Annotated in this window: 12 protein-coding genes; all 12 read left to right on the top strand. The window is 53.7% G+C overall.

From position 1 onward, the window contains the following. Positions 1 to 301: 301 nt before the first annotated feature. Positions 302 to 1,876, top strand: a complete 1,575-nt coding sequence (locus JNO48_05405) for a hypothetical protein (GenBank protein ID QTE69337.1) — start codon at positions 302 to 304, stop codon at positions 1,874 to 1,876. 89 nt (positions 1,877 to 1,965) lie between these two features. Continuing rightward, on the top strand, positions 1,966 to 7,494 hold the full coding sequence (locus JNO48_05400; protein ID QTE69336.1) for an InlB B-repeat-containing protein: 5,529 nt from the start codon (positions 1,966 to 1,968) through the stop codon (positions 7,492 to 7,494). 2,001 nt (positions 7,495 to 9,495) lie between these two features. Further along, the gene (locus JNO48_05395; protein ID QTE69335.1) at positions 9,496 to 11,940 is read left to right on the top strand and encodes a hypothetical protein; all 2,445 of its coding nucleotides are present in this window, start codon (positions 9,496 to 9,498) and stop codon (positions 11,938 to 11,940) included. An 11-nt stretch (positions 11,941 to 11,951) separates the two neighbouring features. Beyond that, positions 11,952 to 12,683 carry a hypothetical protein gene (locus JNO48_05390; GenBank protein ID QTE69334.1) on the top strand — a complete coding sequence of 244 codons (732 nt, stop codon included), beginning with the start codon at positions 11,952 to 11,954 and terminating at the stop codon, positions 12,681 to 12,683. Then, the gene (locus tag JNO48_05385; protein ID QTE69333.1) at positions 12,662 to 12,919 is read left to right on the top strand and encodes a hypothetical protein; all 258 of its coding nucleotides are present in this window, start codon (positions 12,662 to 12,664) and stop codon (positions 12,917 to 12,919) included. The genes JNO48_05390 and JNO48_05385 overlap by 22 nt, the downstream gene beginning before the upstream one ends. Beyond that, positions 12,877 to 13,203: a hypothetical protein gene (locus tag JNO48_05380; protein QTE69332.1), complete on the top strand. Its 327-nt coding sequence runs from the start codon at positions 12,877 to 12,879 to the stop codon at positions 13,201 to 13,203. The genes JNO48_05385 and JNO48_05380 overlap by 43 nt, the downstream gene beginning before the upstream one ends. Continuing rightward, entirely contained in the window at positions 13,182 to 14,303 is a 1,122-nt protein-coding gene (locus JNO48_05375) for a hypothetical protein (GenBank protein QTE69331.1), read from the top strand. Before JNO48_05380 ends, JNO48_05375 begins: the two co-directional genes overlap by 22 nt. Continuing rightward, positions 14,239 to 14,412: a hypothetical protein gene (locus tag JNO48_05370; GenBank protein QTE69330.1), complete on the top strand. Its 174-nt coding sequence runs from the start codon at positions 14,239 to 14,241 to the stop codon at positions 14,410 to 14,412. The genes JNO48_05375 and JNO48_05370 overlap by 65 nt, the downstream gene beginning before the upstream one ends. A gap of 20 nt (positions 14,413 to 14,432) precedes the next feature. Beyond that, positions 14,433 to 18,167, top strand: a complete 3,735-nt coding sequence (locus JNO48_05365) for a hypothetical protein (GenBank protein ID QTE69329.1) — start codon at positions 14,433 to 14,435, stop codon at positions 18,165 to 18,167. 11 nt (positions 18,168 to 18,178) lie between these two features. Continuing rightward, complete coding sequence (locus tag JNO48_05360) at positions 18,179 to 20,326, top strand: hypothetical protein (protein ID QTE69328.1); 2,148 nt, start codon at positions 18,179 to 18,181, stop codon at positions 20,324 to 20,326. Further along, a complete protein-coding gene (locus JNO48_05355) occupies positions 20,323 to 24,156 on the top strand; it encodes a hypothetical protein (protein ID QTE69327.1) in 3,834 nt (1,277 codons plus the stop codon). Before JNO48_05360 ends, JNO48_05355 begins: the two co-directional genes overlap by 4 nt. 146 nt (positions 24,157 to 24,302) lie before the next feature. Beyond that, positions 24,303 to 26,267 (top strand): ABC transporter substrate-binding protein, encoded by a 1,965-nt coding sequence (locus JNO48_05350; GenBank protein QTE69326.1) that lies wholly within the window; start codon positions 24,303 to 24,305, stop codon positions 26,265 to 26,267. Positions 26,268 to 26,529: the final 262 nt, after the last annotated feature.

Here is a 26,529-nt window from a genome sequence, read left to right as displayed (position 1 = left end):
TAAGTTACTCAAAAATAAAAAATAACAATTTTATGCATAATTTTTCTGCAAAAACAATGTGCATCAAGATGTATGTAACAATCTGTGCAACTATTTATGCATATAATAAAGACGAAATGTAAGGTTTTTGACTTTTTTTCGGAAAAGCCAAAAAAATTACCCCAAAGAGGGTTGAAACGTTGAATTTGACTGTATTTAGTTGGACAACTGATGGACTGAATGTACTATATTATACATGCAAAAGCGTATAAAGGACGAATTTGACGATAAATTCAAGTTTACCGGCATGGGAGGAAGAACGATGAAAAAGACTTTGAAACAGTGGACAGCAATCACCTGCGTACTTGTGATGATCGCGGGCCTGCTGCCTGTATCTATTCTGGCAGAGGACAGTGTTGCCACGCCCACGGACCTGGCTCCGGTGGCAGAATTTGTCCAGGAAACCGAACCAGCGGAAGAAGTTACGGAAAATCCCGCTGAAGGGCCTGCCGCTGAACCGGAAGAAGAAAAAGTAACGTATACTGCCCGTATTGCCGCGGCCCAACGGGACGGGAAGATTTTCCTGACGGCTGTGGTAGAACCGAAGCTTGTCGGAAGTGTCATTTGGGAAATGAAAAATCCCGGCCAGGCCGACGAAAAGTGGACCCGGATTGAAATCGATTCCCAGACGCTCCTGATTGTGCCCGGAAGCGAACTGATCGGCAAGGAAATCCGTTTCCGCCTGGAAGACGGAACCACTTCGCTCCTGAACTATATTGTTCCCGAACTGGAAACCGAAGCCGATGAACCTGCAGTTGAGGAGCCCAAAGCAGAAGAACCCGAAGTCGAGGAACCTGTGATCGAGGAATCGGCAGTCGAAGAGCCTGTGGCAGAAGAATCCGAAGCCCAGGAGCCTGCAGTCGAGGAGTCTGAAGCTGAAGAGCCTGAAGTTGAGGAACCTGCAGCAGAGGAAGCCGAAGCCAAAGAGCCTGTGGCTGAGGAACACGCAGTCCAGGAGCCTGCAGCCGAGGAGTCTGAAGCTGAAGAGCCTGAAGCTGAAGAGCCCGTAGTCGAGGAACCTGCGATCGAGGAATCCGAAGTCGAAGAGCCTGTGGCAGAAGAACCCGAAATCCAGGAACCTGCAGTTGAGGAATCCGAAGCAGAAGAACCCGAGGCTGAAGAGACTGAAGACGAGGATCCTGCAGGAGAAGAGCCTGCCAGAGAAGAAATAATCATAAATGAGCCTATTGAGAAGAAGAATGCTGCAGAAGAACCCAAAGTTGAAAAAACTGAAAACGTGAAAACCCCAAGCCTTGAGGAACTCGAAGAGTATGAAACGCCTCTCGGGCTGGATGAATATACCAGGATTGTCCTGACCGATCCGGACCAGGAGATCGTAAGCCTTCGTGAAGCAGCGGACGGTATGTCTCCCATCATTGCGGATGTGGAAAAGGATACCGAAATCGTAGTGATTGAGGTTGAAGATGATTGGGTGAAGGTCATTGTCGGCGAAACAGAAGGATATATCTTCATCGAGGATATTCGTTCCTATCTGCTGCCAACAGATGACGTTGCAGAGGAAAAGCCCATAGAAGAAGAACCTGATGGAACAGGGGAAGAAGTTCCTGCTGAGGAAGAAGCGGAAGATCCCACGGCCAACATGAAGGTGACGATCTTTACCTCCCGCAGGAAAACAGTCCGTGTTGGGGAGCCTGTGACCCTGACCAGCCGGATTGAAGGCTTTGACGGATTTGAGATCAGGTATCAATGGGAATGCGACAAGCATGACGGAGCCGGCTTCCTGGATGTCAGCGGTGCGTGTGAGGATTCGTATACGTTCAGCGCGTCGGCGGAAAGTATGAGTTGGGATTGGCGCCTGTCAGTCTACTACTATTGACCAGGAATCAACATGCTATCCCGGGACGGGAAAATCGCCCCGGGTAAAACCGTATAGAGACGTCGAAACATCCAAGGAGGATGCGGGTAATGAATAACGAGTACTACAGCATGAAGAAAAGGCTTCTGGCGATTGTCATGTCCCTGATGATGATCTTCCAGATGATTCCGGCAGGCGCATTCGCGGCAGGCGAAGGCCGCATCACCAGCCAACCGTTGCGCGCAGGTGCTGGGACCTACCATATCTCATTTAAGGATATACCCGCAGGTGATAATTTTGTCCCGGCGGGCAATATGATCAATAATCCAGCTCCTGATCCTGATCCGGCGCCGGAAGGCCAGCAATTCATAGGCTGGTACTGCGAAGCTGTTGGGGTATGGTTCTCGACACAGTATAGACCTACTTCTGACATGGAATTCGTGCCCAAGTACGGTTGGGAAGTCCGCTTCCGGAACCATAACGGAGACGTGATTGAAACCAAACAGGTCCCTGACGGTGAAGCAATCGGAGATCTTCCTGCTGTTCCGGCTCGTGATGATTATAAAGATGGCTATTGGGGGATAGGTATTGCAACTCAAACCGGCCAGAGTGCTGAGTGGAGCGCAGGCGAACAAGTGACCAGTGATTATGTTGTCGGGAATGATCTGGATATTGTTGCTGGTTATAAAAGGATTACTTATACCATCACATTCTATACAAATGCGGATAAAACTGAGACTGTAACAATAAGGACCGTTGATGCGGATACCCACTACTGCGTCAATGACCTTCCTGCTGTACCCGAAAAGGCCGGGTATACTGGCAAATGGGTCTACTACGATAAAAAGACTAATACTAACGAAGATTATAACAATCAGGTGGCTGTTAGCGAAGATACAGCTGTCTGGGCAGCATATGACCAAAATGTATTTACCGTTACATTTAAGACAGGTGACGATGTTTACCAGACCGGTACATATTATATAGGTGACGAACTGATTTTGCCTGCTGACCCTGTAATTGAAGGCAAGCAGTTTGAAGGCTGGTATGTCGATGAAACAGAATATGTCGGAGGCGAAGAGGTTACCTCTGATCTCGTTCTTGACGCACAATTTATTGATATGTTCTCCGTCACCTTTATTGTTGAGAATGGTGGAGAAGAACAGGAACGGTTGTCTCAGTTCTTCCGCACGGGAGGCGAAGCCATCGCTACGATGCCCCAGGATCCTTTCGTGGCGGGTAAAGCCTTCGAAAAGTGGGTTATTAAGGGCACTGACACAGAAGTGACCGCCGACACCGTTGTCAACGGCGATATGGTGGTTGTAGCTAAGTTCCGCACGGTAACGATCTATGATATCACTGCTGAATATTATTACCTGAATAACAGAGGAGTCGAAGTTATTTTCAATACAGATCTCCTTCAGGTGGAAGCAGGACAATTACCCTACACGATCACAGCGCCCTCCAGTACGCAGACAGACCCGGATGAAGTGCCAGGGGCTCCGATCTATTATCCTGAAACACCCACTGTAACAGTTGAAGAAGACGACTTTAATGATGACAATGAGTGTACGGTTCGGATCAAGTATGTAAAGTATACAGCGGAATATGACTTTGTATACATGCTTAAGGATCTGGAAGGGGACGGATACAGCGAGATTGAACGGAAACATATCTATGGCGTCCTGAACAGTTATGTTACGCCTTCTGTCAACACCTATGATTATGCGACCCTTGAACTGGCTGAAGGAACGATCATTAACCAGGCTGAAGGACAGGAACTGAAAGTATATTACACTCGTAAACAATACCAGCTGACCTATGAAACCAACGGCGGCAGTTATGTGGGCGGCGCAACAGTACCATACGGCACTGAAGCAGCAGTTTCTTCCACTGTCCCGACGCGTACCGGCTATACCTTTGCCGGTTGGTATATAGACGCCGATCTGACACAATCTGCAGGATCTACGGTTACTATTGAAGAAAACACAACCCTGTACGCGAAGTGGACCGGCGATACAGTCAACTACTCGATCGTCTATTTGTTCGAGAAGTACAATGACGCCGGTACGGCATCTAGCTTTGTATATGAAAATTCCGAAACCGGAAGTGGCACAGTAGGTGAAACTGTCTATGCCACAGATGGAACCATCCCGGATAAGACCAAAGCTGGATGGGTCAAAGACGATACACAGAATGCCTCTTCCAGCGTGGAGATTGCTGCAGACGGATCGTCTGTCCTGTATGTGTATTATAAGCTGAGGGAGTACACTTTTATCTTCAATGGAGGTACATATACCCAATGGTATACTTACAACGTTGAAGCTACGCTGACCGGCAAAAATGTTACCGGCACGGGAACATTGAACTATACTATTACAGTCAAGCTGGGACAAGACATTTCTTCAGCGTGGCCTGGAAACGTGACTGGCAGGTATAACTCTGGTACCAACTGGTGGCCGGTTTGGAATAATGTTTCCTTTAACGGTTGGTATAATCCGCAGGAGCAGAGCCGTTATGTGACAAAACGCACGATTGTGACGCCTGAGATGCTGCCCAACAGCGGAACATCCATTACGTATACAGCCCAATGGACTGGTAATGCATACACATATACAGTCAATTACTGGCTCCAGAATGCGGATGATGATGGCTATACCAAGTCTGAGGAATACAGCCAGACGTATACGTCATCCGGTGGCAACCTGGGCGCAAAAGAAATTGCCGGTTACACGTATGATCATGGCAACTCCGGAGCGCAGAATGTTACCCAATATGATTTCTACTATAACAGGGACACTTTCCAGATTGACTACTTCTACGGCAGTACGAATCTGGACACAATAGAAAACATCAAATTTGACGCCAACATCAACAAGGCGCCGTACGTCTGGACGCCCACTGCCGCCCAGTGCGGAGTTGACAGTGACTATACTTTCGGAGGCTGGTATTCCAATTCCGGTTTGACTGCCCAATATACATTCTCCACTATGCCGGCTACCAATGTTGTGCTTTACGCGAAGTGGACCGCTCCGTCCTATACGGTCAGCTTTGTGGATGGAGACAATCCGTCAACCGAGATGTCGGACAGTCAGACGGTTGAGAAATACAAGAGGGCAAGCGCGCCGACGACCAGCCCGACCAAAGAGGGTTATACTTTCGATGGCTGGTATTCCACGGCGGACGGTGATACCCTCTTCGACTGGAACACCCAGATCACTGAAGACACCACAGTGTATGCTCACTGGACAAAAGCAACGCTGAGTTATACAGTCCGCTATGTCGATGAAGAAGGCAATCCGGTTGCGGACGACAAGAATGTTTCCAATCCGAATTTGACGGTTGATCAGAACATTACAGAACAGGCGATCGCAGTCGCGGGTTATCGGCCGCAGGATGCCAGCCAAACCCTGAAACTTTCCGATGACATTTCCAAAAACGTGTTGGTTTTCGTCTACAGTGAGAAAGCGGAGACGACCAGCTATAAGGTCTATTATATCCTGGATCCGAATGACTACCCTGATGAAGATATTGCTGTTGCAGCAGCGAAAACAGTTGAAAATGTTCCCGGCGATACGGCTTCCGTAATTGAGTTGGCAGCGGCTGTGGATTACGATTCGCTTATAGCGGCACATCCGGAATTCGAAGGATATGAGTTCTTCCCGGATGAGGTCGAGAAGACGCTGACCCTGACCGCAACTGCCGAACAGAACAGTTTCTACTTCTACTATTCCAAGTTCAAGAGCGCTACGGTCACGGTCCGCTTTGTCGACATGGACGGCAACGCGATCGCTGACGAAGACACTCAGATCCTGAAGATCGGTAAGACCTATACCCTGAGCCGGACGCCTATTACCGGATGGGCGCTCAATAAAGCGGTTGTAGGAACCAATTATAATGGCGACGATGCCGGATCCACTTATAAGATCACGACAGAGATCGCGAATAATGGACTGATCTTCACCCTGTTTTATCAGAAGAAGCTGACCATCACAGCAGTGAACAGGATTAAACCATATGATGGAACAGCTTTGAAGATTGCTTCCACCATTAGTGACCAGGTGACCATAGAAGGCCTTTTGAGTGATAAAGGACATACGTTGGCAAGCATCGGATATACTTATTCCGGTGCAGACAATGCAGAGGGCGATGGACGCGAGAATGCCGGTGTGGCTACAGTCACTCCCGAGAACGCGACAATCAGCGGGGCAAGTGAAAATTATTATCAGATCCGTTATATCAGCGGCACATTGGAAGTGACAAAGATCAATGTCACTGTCCGCGTGGAACCTGACCGCTGGACAGGAAACGTTTATGACGGAACTGTAAGGAAGGCCGGTTTTACAAACAACAAGAGCATTGATGAGTATGTAATCATCTCTCATGATGGGTATAAAACACAATACCTTAATGATATCTGGGCTACAGTCGTAGGAAAAGCAACATACGATGCAACAGCCGGCGGTCATAAGTATTATGGCATTGCAGAAGCTGATGCCGGTGATTATACCTATTTTGAAAATGTACTGACGCTTGCTGATCTTCCGCAGAATGACAATTACAGTGTCAATCTGTATGTTCGTCCAGGGCGCCTGGAAATCAAGCCGAAGCCTGTGACGATTACAACAGGAAGTGCTACGAAGGTATATGATGGAACTGCGCTGACCAAAGAGGATGGATATACTGTTGATGGAATCGTTGAAGGCGAAACCTATGGGCTTGAGATTACAGGATCTCAGACCGAGGTTGGTAACAGTCTAAACAGCTATATCATCACTTGGGCAGGTGAAAATGAGTATACTGCCAAGGCGAAAAATTATAGTATTATAGACAACCTTGGTATACTGACGATAAACGACGCAACACTGAGTATCACAATTAAAAATAAGACAACCACCTATAATGGATCTGAACAGAATGGTTATGCAGCACCAGAAACAGTAACTGGTACTGGATCACCAATCGATATGGACGAGTATACAATTACAGGTCTAGCAGAAGGCGACGTGTTGGAGGTTACAGGATATGAGCCTTCTTTCGGAACAGATGCCAGTATTTATACCAATGGCTCTTTTGATGAGGCAACCATATCTATCTCTCGGAACGGAACAAATGTTACTTCTAATTATGAAATCACAACTAATGCAGGCGGACTGACGATCAATCCCGTGGAGATTGAACTGACTGCGGACAGTGCGACGAAGGAGTATGACGGAACCGCACTGACCAAGAATACATACAAGATTACAAAGGGCGCGTTTGTCGGCGAAGAAGGCCTGGCGAGCGTAACGGTTGAAGGCAGCCAGACGGTGGTCGGCAAGAGCGCGAACACGATTACGGGCCATACGCTGAAAGAGAACACCGAGGCGGAGAACTACACCATTGCCTATAAGCAGGGAGAACTGGAAGTAACCAAGGCTTCCGTGGAGATCACAATCACGGCAGGGGATGGCGAACAGACCTATAACGGCAACGCCCTGACGAACACGGAAGTGACGGTAACGAGCGGCGAACTGCTGGAAGGCGATGAGCTGGTAGCGACCGCGACGGGCAGTGCAACGAATGTGGCAGACACAGCAGAAGGGAACAACCCGATTGCTTTGCGGGCTACAAGATCATGCACGGCGATACGGACGTGACCGAGAACTACGTGATTACGACCGAGGCCGGCACGCTGACGATCAATCCCGTGGAGATTGAACTGACTGCGGACAGTGCGACGAAGGAGTATGACGGAACCGCACTGACCAAGAATACATACAAGATTACAAAGGGTGCGTTTGTCGGCGAAGAAGGCCTGGCGAGCGTAACGGTTGAAGGCAACCAGACGGTGGTCGGCAAGAGCGCGAACACGATTACGGGCCATACGCTGAAAGAGAACACCGAGGCGGAGAACTACACCATTGCCTATAAGCAGGGAGAACTGGAAGTAACCAAGGCTTCCGTGGAGATCACAATCACGGCAGGGGATGGCGAACAGACCTATAACGGCAACGCCCTGACGAACACGGAAGTGACGGTAACGAGCGGCGAACTGCTGGAAGGCGATGAGCTGGTAGCGACCGCGACGGGCAGTGCAACGAATGTGGCAGACACAGCAGAAGGGAACAACCCGATTGCTGCGGGCTACAAGATCATGCACGGCGATACGGACGTGACCGAGAACTACGTGATTACGACCGAGGCCGGCACGCTGACGATCAATCCCGTGGAGATTGAACTGACTGCGGACAGTGCGACGAAGGAGTATGACGGAACCGCACTGACCAAGAATACATACAAGATTACAAAGGGCGCGTTTGTCGGCGAAGAAGGCCTGGCGAGCGTAACGGTTGAAGCCAGCCAGACGGTGGTCGGCAAGAGCGCGAACACGATTACGGGCCATACGCTGAAAGAGAACACCGAGGCGGAGAACTACACCATTGCCTATAAGCAGGGAGAACTGGAAGTAACCAAGGCTTCCGTGGAGATCACAATCACGGCAGGGGATGGCGAACAGACCTATAACGGCAACGCCCTGACGAACACGGAAGTGACGGTAACGAGCGGCGAACTGCTGGAAGGCGATGAGCTGGTAGCGACCGCGACGGGCAGTGCAACGAATGTGGCAGACACAGCAGAAGGGAACAACCCGATTGCTGCGGGCTACAAGATCATGCACGGCGATACGGACGTGACCGAGAACTACGTGATTACGACCGAGGCCGGCACGCTGACGATCAATCCCGTGGAGATTGAACTGACTGCGGACAGTGCGACGAAGGAGTATGACGGAACCGCACTGACCAAGAATACATACAAGATTACAAAGGGTGCGTTTGTCGGCGAAGAAGGCCTGGCGAGCGTAACGGTTGAAGGCAGCCAGACGGTGGTCGGCAAGAGCGCGAACACGATTACGGGCCATACGCTGAAAGAGAACACCGAGGCGGAGAACTACACCATTGCCTATAAGCAGGGAGAACTGGAAGTAACCAAGGCTTCCGTGGAGATCACAATCACGGCAGGGGATGGCGAACAGACCTATAACGGCAACGCCCTGACGAACACGGAAGTGACGGTAACGAGCGGCGAACTGCTGGAAGGCGATGAGCTGGTAGCGACCGCGACGGGCAGTGCAACGAATGTGGCAGACACAGCAGAAGGGAACAACCCGATTGCTGCGGGCTACAAGATCATGCACGGCGATACGGACGTGACCGAGAACTACGTGATTACGACCGAGGCCGGCACGCTGACGATCAATCCCGTGGAGATTGAACTGACTGCGGACAGTGCGACGAAGGAGTATGACGGAACCGCACTGACCAAGAATACATACAAGATTACAAAGGGCGCGTTTGTCGGCGAAGAAGGCCTGGCGAGCGTAACGGTTGAAGGCGACCAGACGGTGGTCGGCAAGAGCGCGAACACGATTACGGGCCATACGCTGAAAGAGAACACCGAGGCGGAGAACTACACCATTGCCTATAAGCAGGGAGAACTGGAAGTAACCAAGGCTTCCGTGGAGATCACAATCACGGCAGGGGATGGCGAACAGACCTATAACGGCAACGCCCTGACGAACACGGAAGTGACGGTAACGAGCGGCGAACTGCTGGAAGGCGATGAGCTGGTAGCGACCGCGACGGGCAGTGCAACGAATGTGGCAGACACAGCAGAAGGAACAACCCGATTGCTTTGCGGGCTACAAGATCATGCACGGCGATACGGACGTGACCGAGAACTACGTGATTACGACCGAGGCCGGCACGCTGACGATCAATCCCGTGGAGATTGAACTGACTGCGGACAGTGCGACGAAGGAGTATGACGGAACCGCACTGACCAAGAATACATACAAGATTACAAAGGGTGCGTTTGTCGGCGAAGAAGGCCTGGCGAGCGTAACGGTTGAAGGCAGCCAGACGGTGGTCGGCAAGAGCGCGAACACGATTACGGGCCATACGCTGAAAGAGAACACCGAGGCGGAGAACTACACCATTGCCTATAAGCAGGGAGAACTGGAAGTAACCAAGGCTTCCGTGGAGATCACAATCACGGCAGGGGATGGCGAACAGACCTATAACGGCAACGCCCTGACGAACACGGAAGTGACGGTAACGAGCGGCGAACTGCTGGAAGGCGATGAGCTGGTAGCGACCGCGACGGGCAGTGCAACGAATGTGGCAGACACAGCAGAAGGGAACAACCCGATTGCTGCGGGCTACAAGATCATGCACGGCGATACGGACGTGACCGAGAACTACGTGATTACGACCGAGGCCGGCACGCTGACGATCAATCCCGTGGAGATTGAACTGACTGCGGACAGTGCGACGAAGGAGTATGACGGAACCGCACTGACCAAGAATACATACAAGATTACAAAGGGCGCGTTTGTCGGCGAAGAAGGCCTGGCGAGCGTAACGGTTGAAGGCGGCCAGACGGTGGTCGGCAAGAGCGCGAACACGATTACGGGCCATACGCTGAAAGAGAACACCGAGGCGGAGAACTACACCATTGCCTATAAGCAGGGAGAACTGGAAGTAACCAAGGCTTCCGTGGAGATCACAATCACGGCAGGGGATGGCGAACAGACCTATAACGGCAACGCCCTGACGAACACGGAAGTGACGGTAACGAGCGGCGAACTGCTGGAAGGCGATGAGCTGGTAGCGACCGCGACGGGCAGTGCAACGAATGTGGCAGACACAGCAGAAGGGAACAACCCGATTGCTGCGGGCTACAAGATCATGCACGGCGATACGGACGTGACCGAGAACTACGTGATTACGGCCGAGGCCGGCACGCTGACGATCAATCCCGTGGAGATTGAACTGACTGCGGACAGTGCGACGAAGGAGTATGACGGAACCGCACTGACCAAGAATACATACAAGATTACAAAGGGTGCGTTTGTCGGCGAAGAAGGCCTGGCGAGCGTAACGGTTGAAGGCAGCCAGACGGTGGTCGGCAAGAGCGCGAACACGATTACGGGCCATACGCTGAAAGAGAACACCGAGGCGGAGAACTACACCATTGCCTATAAGCAGGGAGAACTGGAAGTAACCAAGGCTTCCGTGGAGATCACAATCACGGCAGGGGATGGCGAACAGACCTATAACGGCAACGCCCTGACGAACACGGAAGTGACGGTAACGAGCGGCGAACTGCTGGAAGGCGATGAGCTGGTAGCGACCGCGACGGGCAGTGCAACGAATGTGGCAGACACAGCAGAAGGGAACAACCCGATTGCTGCGGGCTACAAGATCATGCACGGCGATACGGACGTGACCGAGAACTACGTGATTACGGCCGAGGCCGGCACGCTGACGATCAATCCCGTGGAGATTGAACTGACTGCGGACAGTGCGACGAAGGAGTATGACGGAACCGCACTGACCAAGAATACATACAAGATTACAAAGGGCGCGTTTGTCGGCGAAGAAGGCCTGGCGAGCGTAACGGTTGAAGGCAGCCAGACGGTGGTCGGCAAGAGCGCGAACACGATTACGGGCCATACGCTGAAAGAGAACACCGAGGCGGAGAACTACACCATTGCCTATAAGCAGGGAGAACTGGAAGTAACCAAGGCTTCCGTGGAGATCACAATCACGGCAGGGGATGGCGAACAGACCTATAACGGCAACGCCCTGACGAACACGGAAGTGACGGTAACGAGCGGCGAACTGCTGGAAGGCGATGAGCTGGTAGCGACCGCGACGGGCAGTGCAACGAATGTGGCAGACACAGCAGAAGGGAACAACCCGATTGCTGCGGGCTACAAGATCATGCACGGCGATACGGACGTGACCGAGAACTACGTGATTACGGCCGAGGCCGGCACGCTGACGATCAATCCCGTGGAGATTGAACTGACTGCGGACAGTGCGACGAAGGAGTATGACGGAACCGCACTGACCAAGAATACATACAAGATTACAAAGGGTGCGTTTGTCGGCGAAGAAGGCCTGGCGAGCGTAACGGTTGAAGGCAGCCAGACGGTGGTCGGCAAGAGCGCGAACACGATTACGGGCCATACGCTGAAAGAGAACACCGAGGCGGAGAACTACACCATTGCCTATAAGCAGGAGAACTGGAAGTAACCAAGGCTTCCGTGGAGATCACAATCACGGCAGGGGATGGCGAACAGACCTATAACGGCAACGCCCTGACGAACACGGAAGTGACGGTAACGAGCGGCGAACTGCTGGAAGGCGATGAGCTGGTAGCGACCGCGACGGGCAGTGCAACGAATGTGGCAGACACAGCAGAAGGGAACAACCCGATTGCTGCGGGCTACAAGATCATGCACGGCGATACGGACGTGACCGAGAACTACGTGATTACGGCCGAGGCCGGCACGCTGACGATCAATCCCGTGGAGATTGAACTGACTGCGGACAGTGCGACGAAGGAGTATGACGGAACCGCACTGACCAAGAATACATACAAGATTACAAAGGGCGCGTTTGTCGGCGAAGAAGGCCTGGCGAGCGTAACGGTTGAAGGCAGCCAGACGGTGGTCGGCAAGAGCGCGAACACGATTACGGGCCATACGCTGAAAGAGAACACCGAGGCGGAGAACTACACCATTGCCTATAAGCAGGGAGAACTGGAAGTAACCAAGGCTTCCGTGGAGATCACAATCACGGCAGGGGATGGCGAACAGACCTATAACGGCAACGCCCTGACGAACACGGAAGTGACGGTAACGAGCGGCGAACTGCTGGAAGGCGATGAGCTGGTAGCGACCGCGACGGGCAGTGCAACGAATGTGGCAGACACAGCAGAAGGAACAACCCGCTTGCTGCGGGCTACAAGATCATGCACGGCGATACGGACGTGACCGAGAACTACGTGATTACGGCCGAGGCCGGCACGCTGACGATCAATCCCGTGGAGATTGAACTGACTGCGGACAGTGCGACGAAGGAGTATGACGGAACCGCACTGACCAAGAATACATACAAGATTACAAAGGGTGCGTTTGTCGGCGAAGAAGGCCTGGCGAGCGTAACGGTGGAAGGCCAGACCAGACGGTGGTCGGCAAGAGCGCGAACACGATTACGGGCCATACGCTGAAAGAGAACACCGAGGCGGAGAACTACACCATTGCCTATAAGCAGGGAGAACTGGAAGTAACCAAGGCTTCCGTGGAGATCACAATCACGGCAGGGGATGGCGAACAGACCTATAACGGCAACGCCCTGACGAACACGGAAGTGACGGTAACGAGCGGCGAACTGCTGGAAGGCGATGAGCTGGTAGCGACCGCGACGGGCAGTGCAACGAATGGGGCAGACACAGCAGAAGGAACAACCCGATTGCTGCGGGCTACAAGATCATGCACGGCGATACGGACGTGACCGAGAACTACGTGATTACGGCCGAGGCCGGCACGCTGACGATCAATCCCGTGGAGATTGAACTGACTGCGGACAGTGCGACGAAGGAGTATGACGGAACCGCACTGACCAAGAATACATACAAGATTACAAAGGGCGCGTTTGTCGGCGAAGAAGGCCTGGCGAGCGTAACGGTTGAAGGCGACCAGACGGTCGGCGGCAAGGCCGCAAACACGATTACGGGCCATACGCTGAAAGAGAACACCGAGGCGGAGAACTACACCATTGCCTATAAGCAGGGAGAACTGGAAGTAACCAAGGCTTCCGTGGAGATCACAATCACGGCAGGGGATGGCGAACAGACCTATAACGGCAACGCCCTGACGAACACGGAAGTGACGGTAACGAGCGGCGAACTGCTGGAAGGCGATGAGCTGGTAGCGACCGCGACGGGCAGTGCAACGAATGTGGCAGACACAGCAGAAGGGAACAACCCGATTGCTGCGGGCTACAAGATCATGCACGGCGATACGGACGTGACCGAGAACTACGTGATTACGACCGAGGCCGGCACGCTGACGATCAATCCCGTGGAGATTGAACTGACTGCGGACAGTGCGACGAAGGAGTATGACGGAACCGCACTGACCAAGAATACATACAAGATTACAAAGGGTGCGTTTGTCGGCGAAGAAGGCCTGGCGAGCGTAACGGTTGAAGGCAGCCAGACGGTGGTCGGCAAGAGCGCGAACACGATTACGGGCCATACGCTGAAAGAGAACACCGAGGCGGAGAACTACACCATTGCCTATAAGCAGGGAGAACTGGAAGTAACCAAGGCTTCCGTGGAGATCACAATCACGGCAGGGGATGGCGAACAGACCTATAACGGCAACGCCCTGACGAACACGGAAGTGACGGTAACGAGCGGCGAACTGCTGGAAGGCGATGAGCTGGTAGCGACCGCGACGGGCAGTGCAACGAATGTGGCAGACACAGCAGAAGGGAACAACCCGATTGCTGCGGGGCTACAAGATCATGCACGGGGATACGGTCGTGACCGAGAACTCCGTGATTACGACCCAGGCCGGCACGCTGACGATCAATCCCGTGGAGATTGAACTGACTGCGGACAGTGCGACGAAGGAGTATGACGGAACCGCACTGACCAAGATACATACAAGATTACAAAGGGTGCGTTTGTCGGCGAAGAAGGCCTGGCGAGCGTAACGGTTGAAGGCGACCAGACGGTGGTCGGCAAGAGCGCGAACACGATTACGGGCCATACGCTGAAAGAGAACACCGAGGCGGAGAACTACACCATTGCCTATAAGCAGGGAGAACTGGAAGTAACCAAGGCTTCCGTGGAGATCACAATCACGGCAGGGGATGGCGAACAGACCTATAACGGCAACGCCCTGACGAACACGGAAGTGACGGTAACGAGCGGCGAACTGCTGGAAGGCGATGAGCTGGTAGCGACCGCGACGGGCAGTGCAACGAATGTGGCAGACACAGCAGAAGGGAACAACCCGATTGCTGCGGGCTACAAGATCATGCACGGCGATACGGACGTGACCGAGAACTACGTGATTACGACCGAGGCCGGCACGCTGACGATCAATCCCGTGGAGATTGAACTGACTGCGGACAGTGCGACGAAGGAGTGTGATACAGTCGCACTCAACAATAATACATACAAGATTACAAAGGGCGCGTTTGTCGGCGAAGAAGGCCTGGCGAGCGTAACGGTTGAAGGCGACCAGACGGTGGTCGGCAAGAGCGCGAACACGATTACGGGCCATACGCTGAAAGAGAACACCGAGGCGGAGAACTACACCATTGCCTATAAGCAGGGAGAACTGGAAGTAACCAAGGCTTCCGTGGAGATCACAATCACGGCAGGGGATGGCGAACAGACCTATAACGGCAACGCCCTGACGAACACGGAAGTGACGGTAACGAGCGGCGAACTGCTGGAAGGCGATGAGCTGGTAGCGACCGCGACGGGCAGTGCAACGAACGTGGCAGACACAGCAGAAGGGAACAACCCGATTGCTGCGGGCTACAAGATCATGCACGGCGATACGGACGTGACCGAGAACTACGTGATTACGGCCGAGGCCGGCACGCTGACGATCAATCCCGTGGAGATTGAACTGACTGCGGACAGTGCGACGAAGGAGTATGACGGAACCGCACTGACCAAGAATACATACAAGATTACAAAGGGCGCGTTTGTCGGCGAAGAAGGCCTGGCGAGCGTAACGGTTGAAGGCAGCCAGACGGTGGTCGGCAAGAGCGCGAACACGATTACGGGCCATACGCTGAAAGAGAACACCGAGGCGGAGAACTACACCATTGCCTATAAGCAGGGAGAACTGGAAGTAACCAAGGCTTCCGTGGAGATCACAATCACGGCAGGGGATGGCGAACAGACCTATAACGGCAACGCCCTGACGAACACGGAAGTGACGGTAACGAGCGGCGAACTGCTGGAAGGCGATGAGCTGGTAGCGACCGCGACGGGCAGTGCAACGAATGTGGCAGACACAGCAGAAGGGAACAACCCGATTGCTGCGGGCTACAAGATCATGCACGGCGATACGGACGTGACCGAGAACTACGTGATTACGACCGAGGCCGGCACGCTGACGATCAATCCCGTGGAGATTGAACTGACTGCGGACAGTGCGACGAAGGAGTATGACGGAACCGCACTGACCAAGAATACATACAAGATTACAAAGGGCGCGTTTGTCGGCGAAGAAGGCCTGGCGAGCGTAACGGTTGAAGGCGACCAGACGGTGGCCGGCAAGAGCGCGAACACGATTACGGGCCATACGCTGAAAGAGAACACCGAGGCGGAGAACTACACCATTGCCTATAAGCAGGGAGAACTGGAAGTAACCAAGGCTTCCGTGGAGATCACAATCACGGCAGGGGATGGCGAACAGACCTATAACGGCAACGCCCTGACGAACACGGAAGTGACGGTAACGAGCGGCGAACTGCTGGAAGGCGATGAGCTGGTAGCGACCGCGACGGGCAGTGCAACGAATGTGGCAGACACAGCAGAAGGGAACAACCCGATTGCTGCGGGCTACAAGATCATGCACGGCGATACGGACGTGACCGAGAACTACGTGATTACGACCGAGGCCGGCACGCTGACGATCAATCCCGTGGAGATTGAACTGACTGCGGACAGTGCGACGAAGGAGTATGACGGAACCGCACTGACCAAGAATACATACAAGATTACAAAGGGCGCGTTTGTCGGCGAAGAAGGCCTGGCGAGCGTAACGGTTGAAGGCAGCCAGACGGTGGTCGGCAAGAGCGCGAACACGATTACGGGCCATACGCTGAAAGAGAACACCGAGGCGGAGAACTACACCATTGCCTATAAGCAGGGAGAACTGGAAGTAACCAAGGCTTCCGTGGAGATCACAATCACGGCAGGGGATGGCGAACAGACCTATAACGGCAACGCCCTGACGAACACGGAAGTGACGGTAACGAGCGGCGAACTGCTGGAAGGCGATGAGCTGGTAGCGACCGCGACGGGCAGTGCAACGAATGTGGCAGACACAGCAGAAGGGAACAACCCGATTGCTGCGGGCTACAAGATCATGCACGGCGATACGGACGTGACCGAGAACTACGTGATTACGGCCGAGGCCGGCACGCTGACGATCAATCCCGTGGAGATTGAACTGACTGCGGACAGTGCGACGAAGGAGTATGACGGAACCGCACTGACCAAGAATACATACAAGATTACAAAGGGTGCGTTTGTCGGCGAAGAAGGCCTGGCGAGCGTAACGGTTGAAGGCAGCCAGACGGTGGTCGGCAAGAGCGCGAACACGATTACGGGCCATACGCTGAAAGAGAACACCGAGGCGGAGAACTACACCATTGCCTATAAGCAGGGAGAACTGGAAGTAACCAAGGCTTCCGTGGAGATCACAATCACGGCAGGGGATGGCGAACAGACCTATAACGGCAACGCCCTGACGAACACGGAAGTGACGGTAACGAGCGGCGAACTGCTGGAAGGCGATGAGCTGGTAGCGACCGCGACGGGCAGTGCAACGAATGTGGCAGACACAGCAGAAGGGAACAACCCGATTGCTGCGGGCTACAAGATCATGCACGGCGATACGGACGTGACCGAGAACTACGTGATTACGGCCGAGGCCGGCACGCTGACGATCAATCCCGTGGAGATTGAACTGACTGCGGACAGTGCGACGAAGGAGTATGACGGAACCGCACTGACCAAGAATACATACAAGATTACAAAGGGCGCGTTTGTCGGCGAAGAAGGCCTGGCGAGCGTAACGGTTGAAGGCAGCCAGACGGTGGTCGGCAAGAGCGCGAACACGATTACGGGCCATACGCTGAAAGAGAACACCGAGGCGGAGAACTACACCATTGCCTATAAGCAGGGAGAACTGGAAGTAACCAAGGCTTCCGTGGAGATCACAATCACGGCAGGGGATGGCGAACAGACCTATAACGGCAACGCCCTGACGAACACGGAAGTGACGGTAACGAGCGGCGAACTGCTGGAAGGCGATGAGCTGGTAGCGACCGCGACGGGCAGTGCAACGAATGTGGCAGACACAGCAGAAGGGAACAACCCGATTCCTGCGGGCTACAAGATCATGCACGGCGATACGGACGTGACCGAGAACTACGTGATTACGGCCGAGGCCGGCACGCTGACGATCAATCCCGTGGAGATTGAACTGACTGCGGACAGTGCGACGAAGGAGTATGACGGAACCGCACTGACCAAGAATACATACAAGATTACAAAGGGTGCGTTTGTCGGCGAAGAAGGCCTGGCGAGCGTAACGGTTGAAGGCAGCCAGACGGTGGTCGGCAAGAGCGCGAACACGATTACGGGCCATACGCTGAAAGAGAACACCGAGGCGGAGAACTACACCATTGCCTATAAGCAGGAGAACTGGAAGTAACCAAGGCTTCCGTGGAGATCACAATCACGGCAGGGGATGGCGAACAGACCTATAACGGCAACGCCCTGACGAACACGGAAGTGACGGTAACGAGCGGCGAACTGCTGGAAGGCGATGAGCTGGTAGCGACCGCGACGGGCAGTGCAACGAATGTGGCAGACACAGCAGAAGGGAACAACCCGATTGCTGCGGGCTACAAGATCATGCACGGCGATACGGACGTGACCGAGAACTACGTGATTACGGCCGAGGCCGGCACGCTGACGATCAATCCCGTGGAGATTGAACTGACTGCGGACAGTGCGACGAAGGAGTATGACGGAACCGCACTGACCAAGAATACATACAAGATTACAAAGGGCGCGTTTGTCGGCGAAGAAGGCCTGGCGAGCGTAACGGTTGAAGGCAGCCAGACGGTGGTCGGCAAGAGCGCGAACACGATTACGGGCCATACGCTGAAAGAGAACACCGAGGCGGAGAACTACACCATTGCCTATAAGCAGGGAGAACTGGAAGTAACCAAGGCTTCCGTGGAGATCACAATCACGGCAGGGGATGGCGAACAGACCTATAACGGCAACGCCCTGACGAACACGGAAGTGACGGTAACGAGCGGCGAACTGCTGGAAGGCGATGAGCTGGTAGCGACCGCGACGGGCAGTGCAACGAATGTGGCAGACACAGCAGAAGGGAACAACCCGATTGCTGCGGGCTACAAGATCATGCACGGCGATACGGACGTGACCGAGAACTACGTGATTACGACCGAGGCCGGCACGCTGACGATCAATCCCGTGGAGATTGAACTGACTGCGGACAGTGCGACGAAGGAGTATGACGGAACCGCACTGACCAAGAATACATACAAGATTACAAAGGGCGCGTTTGTCGGCGAAGAAGGCCTGGCGAGCGTAACGGTTGAAGGCGACCAGACGGTGGTCGGCAAGAGCGCGAACACGATTACGGGCCATACGCTGAAAGAGAACACCGAGGCGGAGAACTACACCATTGCCTATAAGCAGGGAGAACTGGAAGTAACCAAGGCTTCCGTGGAGATCACAATCACGGCAGGGGATGGCGAACAGACCTATAACGGCAACGCCCTGACGAACACGGAAGTGACGGTAACGAGCGGCGAACTGCTGGAAGGCGATGAGCTGGTAGCGACCGCGACGGGCAGTGCAACGAATGTGGCAGACACAGCAGAAGGGAACAACCCGATTGCTGCGGGCTACAAGATCATGCACGGCGATACGGACGTGACCGAGAACTACGTGATTACGACCGAGGCCGGCACGCTGACGATCAATCCCGTGGAGATTGAACTGACTGCGGACAGTGCGACGAAGGAGTATGACGGAACCGCACTGACCAAGAATACATACAAGATTACAAAGGGTGCGTTTGTCGGCGAAGAAGGCCTGGCGAGCGTAACGGTTGAAGGCAGCCAGACGGTGGTCGGCAAGAGCGCGAACACGATTACGGGCCATACGCTGAAAGAGAACACCGAGGCGGAGAACTACACCATTGCCTATAAGCAGGGAGAACTGGAAGTAACCAAGGCTTCCGTGGAGATCACAATCACGGCAGGGGATGGCGAACAGACCTATAACGGCAACGCCCTGACGAACACGGAAGTGACGGTAACGAGCGGCGAACTGCTGGAAGGCGATGAGCTGGTAGCGACCGCGACGGGCAGTGCAACGAATGTGGCAGACACAGCAGAAGGGAACAACCCGATTGCTGCGGGCTACAAGATCATGCACGGCGATACGGACGTGACCGAGAACTACGTGATTACGACCGAGGCCGGCACGCTGACGATCAATCCCGTGGAGATTGAACTGACTGCGGACAGTGCGACGAAGGAGTATGACGGAACCGCACTGACCAAGAATACATACAAGATTACAAAGGGCGCGTTTGTCGGCGAAGAAGGCCTGGCGAGCGTAACGGTTGAAGGCAACCAGACGGTGGTCGGCAAGAGCGCGAACACGATTACGGGCCATACGCTGAAAGAGAACACCGAGGCGGAGAACTACACCATTGCCTATAAGCAGGGAGAACTGGAAGTAACCAAGGCTTCCGTGGAGATCACAATCACGGCAGGGGATGGCGAACAGACCTATAACGGCAACGCCCTGACGAACACGGAGTGACGGTAACGAGCGGCGAACTGCTGGAAGGCGATGAGCTGGTAGCGACCGCGACGGGCAGTGCAACGAACGTGGCAGACACAGCAGAAGGGAACAACCCGATTGCTGCGGGCTACAAGATCATGCACGGCGATACGGACGTGACCGAGAACTACGTGATTACGGCCGAGGCCGGCACGCTGACGATCAATCCCGTGGAGATTGAACTGACTGCGGACAGTGCGACGAAGGAGTATGACGGAACCGCACTGACCAAGAATACATACAAGATTACAAAGGGCGCGTTTGTCGGCGAAGAAGGCCTGGCGAGCGTAACGGTTGAAGGCAGCCAGACGGTGGTCGGCAAGAGCGCGAACACGATTACGGGCCATACGCTGAAAGAGAACACCGAGGCGGAGAACTACACCATTGCCTATAAGCAGGGAGAACTGGAAGTAACCAAGGCTTCCGTGGAGATCACAATCACGGCAGGGGATGGCGAACAGACCTATAACGGCAACGCCCTGACGAACACGGAAGTGACGGTAACGAGCGGCGAACTGCTGGAAGGCGATGAGCTGGTAGCGACCGCGACGGGCAGTGCAACGAATGTGGCAGACACAGCAGAAGGGAACAACCCGATTGCTGCGGGCTACAAGATCATGCACGGCGATACGGACGTGACCGAGAACTACGTGATTACGGCCGAGGCCGGCACGCTGACGATCAATCCGCGTTCTGTATCCTTCACGGGTGAAACAGACAAGAGGACATATACCGGCAGCGAGATTGAGCTGACAAAGGTGACGGTAGGCGGTGACGGCCTGGTAAGCGGACATAAGGACAATGTGACTTACTCTGCGAAGGGAACCGAAGTCGGCACGTATGACGGCACCATCACGGCGAAGGCCAACGTGAAGATTCTGGCGGGCGAGAACGATGTGACGAAGAACTATGACATCACCGTCACACCGGGCAAGCTGACAATTGAAAAGACCAGCGAGAAGTTCACGATCAGCCTGGAAGATGACGAGTATACGTATGACGGAACCGCTCATGCGAGTACGAAGACTCCGAGCAGCACGGCCAAGACCGGAACCACGACGTACAGTTACAGCTTCACTGAAGATGGCGAGTATGTGTCTGACCTGAGCAGTCTGAAGAAGGTAAGTGCCGGCGAGTATACAATCTACGTGAAGGCGACAAACCCGAACTACACAGACGGAGCAAAGACGACAGCGAAGCTGACGATCAATGCCCGGAAGGTGACGTTCACGGGCGAGACAGACACGAAGACGTATACCGGCAGCGAGATCGAACTGACGACGGTAACGGTAAGCGGAGACGGCCTGGTAAGCGGACATACGGACAATGTGAAGTACTCCGCAAAGGGAACCGAAGTTGGTACCTACAACGGAACCATCACCGAAAAGACCAATGTGAAGATCCTGGCGGGCGAGAATGATGTGACGAAGAACTATGACATCACCGTCACACCGGGCAAGCTGACAATTGAAAAGACCAGCGAGAAGTTCACGATCAGCTTGGAAGATGACGAGTATACGTATGACGGAACCGCTCATGCGAGTACGAAGACTCCGAGCAGCACAGCCAAGACCGGAACCACGACGTACAGTTACAGCTTCACCGAAGACGGTGAGTATGTATCCGACCTGAGCAGCCTGACGAAGGTTGACGCCGGCGAGTACACGATCTACGTGAAGGCGACGAACCCGAACTACTCATCTGAAGCGACACTGACATCAACGCTGAAGATCAACAAGCGTACGGTCAACCTGATCAGCGAAGGCGGTCAGAAGGTTTATGATGGTACTCCGCTGACAAATAACAAGGTTACGGTCACGGGAGAAGGATTTGTCGGTGAAGAAGGCGCGACTTATAACGTGACCGGTACCCAGACCCTGGTGGGCAGCAGCGAGAACAAGTTCACTTACACGCTGAATGAAGGGACCAAGGCTGCCAACTATGAGATCAAGACCGTGTTTGGTGACCTGACAGTGACCGACGGCGAAGGAGAAGGCGAAAAGCCTGTGGATCCGTCCCTGGTAGTCACCAAGACTGCGGAAGAAGGACCGTACGGGCTGGGCGATGAAGTAACCTTCACCATCACTGCAACCAATATCTATGAAGCAGCAAAGACGATCGCGCTGAGCGAGATTGAAGGCGTAACCCTTGCAAAGAACTCCTTCGAGAATGTGGCGGGCGGCGAAACGGTCAATACTACCGCAACCTACACGATCACAGAAGAGGATATCCTCAAGGGCGAATTCACCAATACGGTGACGGCAGCGCTTGACAATCTCACCAAGACTGCGGATGCGACGGTGAAGACCGAGAAGCCGGATCCGAGCCTGAACGTCGTGAAGGAAACCACCTCCACACCGGCGAACGGTGAGACCTACGCTCTGGGCGAAACCATCAGCTACAAGATCACCGTAACGAATGACGGCAACCTGGCGATCACGAACGTGAAGGTGGACGACGAACTGACGGGCCTGCACGAGACAATCGAGAGCCTGGCAGTCGGCGCGAACAAGGTATACACGACGAGCTACACGGTGACCGAGGACGACATCCTGGCGGGCAGCGTGAAGAACGAAGCGACGGCGGACGGTGAGAACAAGTCGGAAGAACCGACCGAACCCGGCAAGGGAACGAAGGAAGACCCGACCGAGAAGCCGGATCCGAGCCTGAACGTCGTGAAGGAAACGACCTCCACGCCGGCGAACGGTGAGACCTATGCTCTGGGTGAAACCATCAGCTACAAGATCACCGTCACGAATGACGGCAACCTGGCGATCACGAACGTGAAGGTGGACGACGAACTGACGGGCCTGCACGAGACAATCGAGAGCCTGGCAGTCGGCGAGGAAAAGGTATTCACGACAACCTATACGGTGACCGAGGACGACATCCTGGCGGGCGGCGTGAAGAACGTAGCAACCGCTGACGGTGACAACAAGACGGAAGATCCGACTGATCCCGGCACAGGCACTAAGGACGATCCGACGGATGATCCGAAGGGCCATATGACGGTGACGAAGATCTCTACCAGCGAGCCTGCCAGTGCAGACGGCTACATGCTGGGTGAGACGATCGAGTACCGGATTGTGGTTACCAATGACGGTAACCTGACGATGACCAACGTGAAGGTTGAGGATGAACTGACTGGCCTGAACGAGACGATCGAAAGCCTGGCACCCGGTGAAGAAAAGGAATTCACGACCAGCTATGTGGTGACGGAAAAGGATGTCGAAGCGGGCAATGTTGTGAACGTTGCAACCGCAAAGGGCGCCGATCCGACAGACGAAGAAGTGCCCAGCGAACCTGGCACGGATACGGTTCCTGTTATCCAGAGGTATCGGCTGACTGTGAACTACTGGATTGGCCAGGTGAACGGCGAAAAGGCTGCAGATACCTTCACAGCCCAGTACATGGCCGGATCGGTGTACAACGTGGCTTCGCCGATCCTGACTGGCCACAAGGCAGACAAGGAACGCGTAAGCGGTACCATTATGTCGGATACTACGCTGGATGTGGTTTATACGGCCAACGAGTATACGCTGACAATCCTGTATGTATACGAAGATGGTACCCAGGCTGCGCCGACCTACCAGAGGACGCTGACTTACGGTGAAGCGTACTCAGTGCTGAGCCCGGTGATTGATGGATATACCGCGAACTTCCGCGTGGTGAATGGTGAGATGCCGGCACGGAACATGGCATACACGATCCGCTACCAGGCAGCGGGCAACGGCATCATCATCGATGACTATGATACGCCCCTGGGCCTGTCCGGATTCGGTGTATGCATCGGTGAAACCTACGAATAATCAAAAAGCAAAACCCCGCCGCGCAGCCTGTGCTGCGCGGCGGGTAATTACACCTTCACATTTGATTATACTGAGTTGTGCGAAACAGAAAAAACAGTATAATATCGATAGAAGAAACCAGAAATCAGTATGACAAGAGGGGTATTATGAAAAAAGTATTAGCGGTCCTGTTAATGCTGACGATGATCCTTTCCGCGGCATTTGCGGAGGGGACCCCCGGCGCGGAAGAGACGCAGAGTAAGCCGGAAACAGTCCTGTATGACTACGATGAACTGGTCGTCGGCACTGTAATGCCGATGTACGGAGCTTTCTCCCTGGACAACTGGGGAAACTCCACCAGTGACGTGGACGTGCGGAGGCTGATTCACGGATACAACCTGGTTGAGTGGAATACCTCAGTCAGCGGCTTCCAGCTGGATCCGTCCGTGGTGACCATTGGAAGTGTTGTTACCCGGGACACAGCCGGAGACCATGTTTACAGCCTGACGCTGTACGATGACCTGTATTATTCCGACGGAACGAAGATTACGGCCTGGGATTATGCATTCAGCTGGCTGCTGCGCACATCTCCCCTGATCAGTGAAATCGGCGGAGCGACCAAACAGGCAGATTACCTGCTTGGCTGGAATGACTATGCGGCGGGGAATACCCCTTATCTGGCCGGTGTACAGGTGACCGGAGATTATTCGCTGAAAATTACCATCAACGCGGCATACCTGCCTTTCTTCTATGAAGTCAGTTTATTGGACTGCTACCCCTATCCGATTCAGGTTATCGCACCCGGATGCGAAGTAGCGGACGATGGAAACGGAGTGTATATCCGGAATAAGGGAAATGCAGGCGGTGACGCACTTTTTACGGCAGACCTGCTGAAGAATACACTGCTGAATACCACGAGCGGCTATGTAAGCCATCCGGAAGTGGTGAGCGGTGCCTATCGACTGGTATCATTTGACGGAAGAGAAGCTCGGTTTGAACTGAATCCGTATTACAAGGGGAACTCCGAAGGCATGAAACCGGTTATTCCGCGGATTGTTTACAAAATGGCAAACAATGAAACAATGATTGACGAACTGCTGCAGGGAAAATACGGCCTGCTGAACAAGGTGTCCCGTGCAGACGTGGTCCAGGACGCAATGACCCGTGCAGTCGGCGAAGGATCATTTGCTGCAGACGCATATCCCCGGCCTGGGCTGAGCTTTATCACCTTCAACGGGGAGAACCCCGCGACGGCGGATCCTGAAGTGCGCAAAGCGATTGCTTTGTGCCTGGATAAGGAAGCCCTGAAGGATGACTATGTCGGTGAATACGGCGTCAAAACAGACGGTTTCTATGGCCTTGGACAGTGGATGTACCAGATGGTAAGCGGTACGCTTGCCCAGGAACCGGATGAGGGTATGACCGAGGCTGAAAAGGAACAGTTGCAGAAGGACTGGGAAGAAGTAACCCTTGCCGATCTGGAAACATATGAATTCAACACCGATCGGGCCAACCAAATTCTCGACGCGGCCGGATGGACGCTGAACCGGACCGGTGGAACTTATGACAGCAGCAAGGACGATGTCCGCTGCAAGAATATTAACGGGGAACTGGTTCCGCTGGAGCTGAAACTGTTTTATCCGGTAACCACGGATATCGGCGAAGCGCTGGACATCTGGTTTGCAGCCCCCCTGAAGGAAGCTGGGATTTCCCTGACAACAGAGACGAGTGACGCCATACTGCCGATTTACTACGGTCAGACAGATACGGACTATGATATGCTTTACCTTGGTACCAACTTTGAGGTTGCGTTCGATCCTTCCCCGATGTTTATGGAAGGCGGCGCAGTGAACGTATGCGGCGTCAAGGATGAGGAACTGGTGAAGCTGGCAGGGGAAATGCGGCAGACGGAGCAGGGTGACCTGCTGACGTACTGCACGAAATGGCTCAGCTTCCTGAAGCGTTTCACCGAAGTTGAACCGATGATCCCCGTATACTCCAACGTGTATTACGACTTCCATCCGGAAGTACTGCAGAACTACAAGATCACCCAGTACATCTCCTGGGCGGACGCAATTGTCGGCAGCTACTTCAGCGACGTGGCGGAAGAATCGGCGGAAACAGCTCAATAATCCAATACCCCAATAAACCATCCAATCCCCGGAGACAGAAGTCTCCGGGGATTTTAGGACTCCGGATCATTCTGATTCACAACCGGGACTCAACAAAAACCATGAACAGCCAGAACAGACTGAGAAAGGACAGAATTTAGGCTTTTTTCGATGATCAAATATAGAAATTTATAAATTTTTCTTTCATTTTATCAAAATTGCACGTTTTTTGTTGGACAACTGATGGACATTATGTGATAAGTTGGATGTGTAGAAGAGTATG

It is taken from the genome of Clostridiales bacterium (assembly GCA_017569285.1).
GTDB lineage: Bacteria > Bacillota > Clostridia > Christensenellales > Aristaeellaceae > Aristaeella.
The sequence above is the reverse complement of the archived record's forward strand: the minus strand, read 5'-3'. Positions and strand labels throughout refer to the sequence as shown.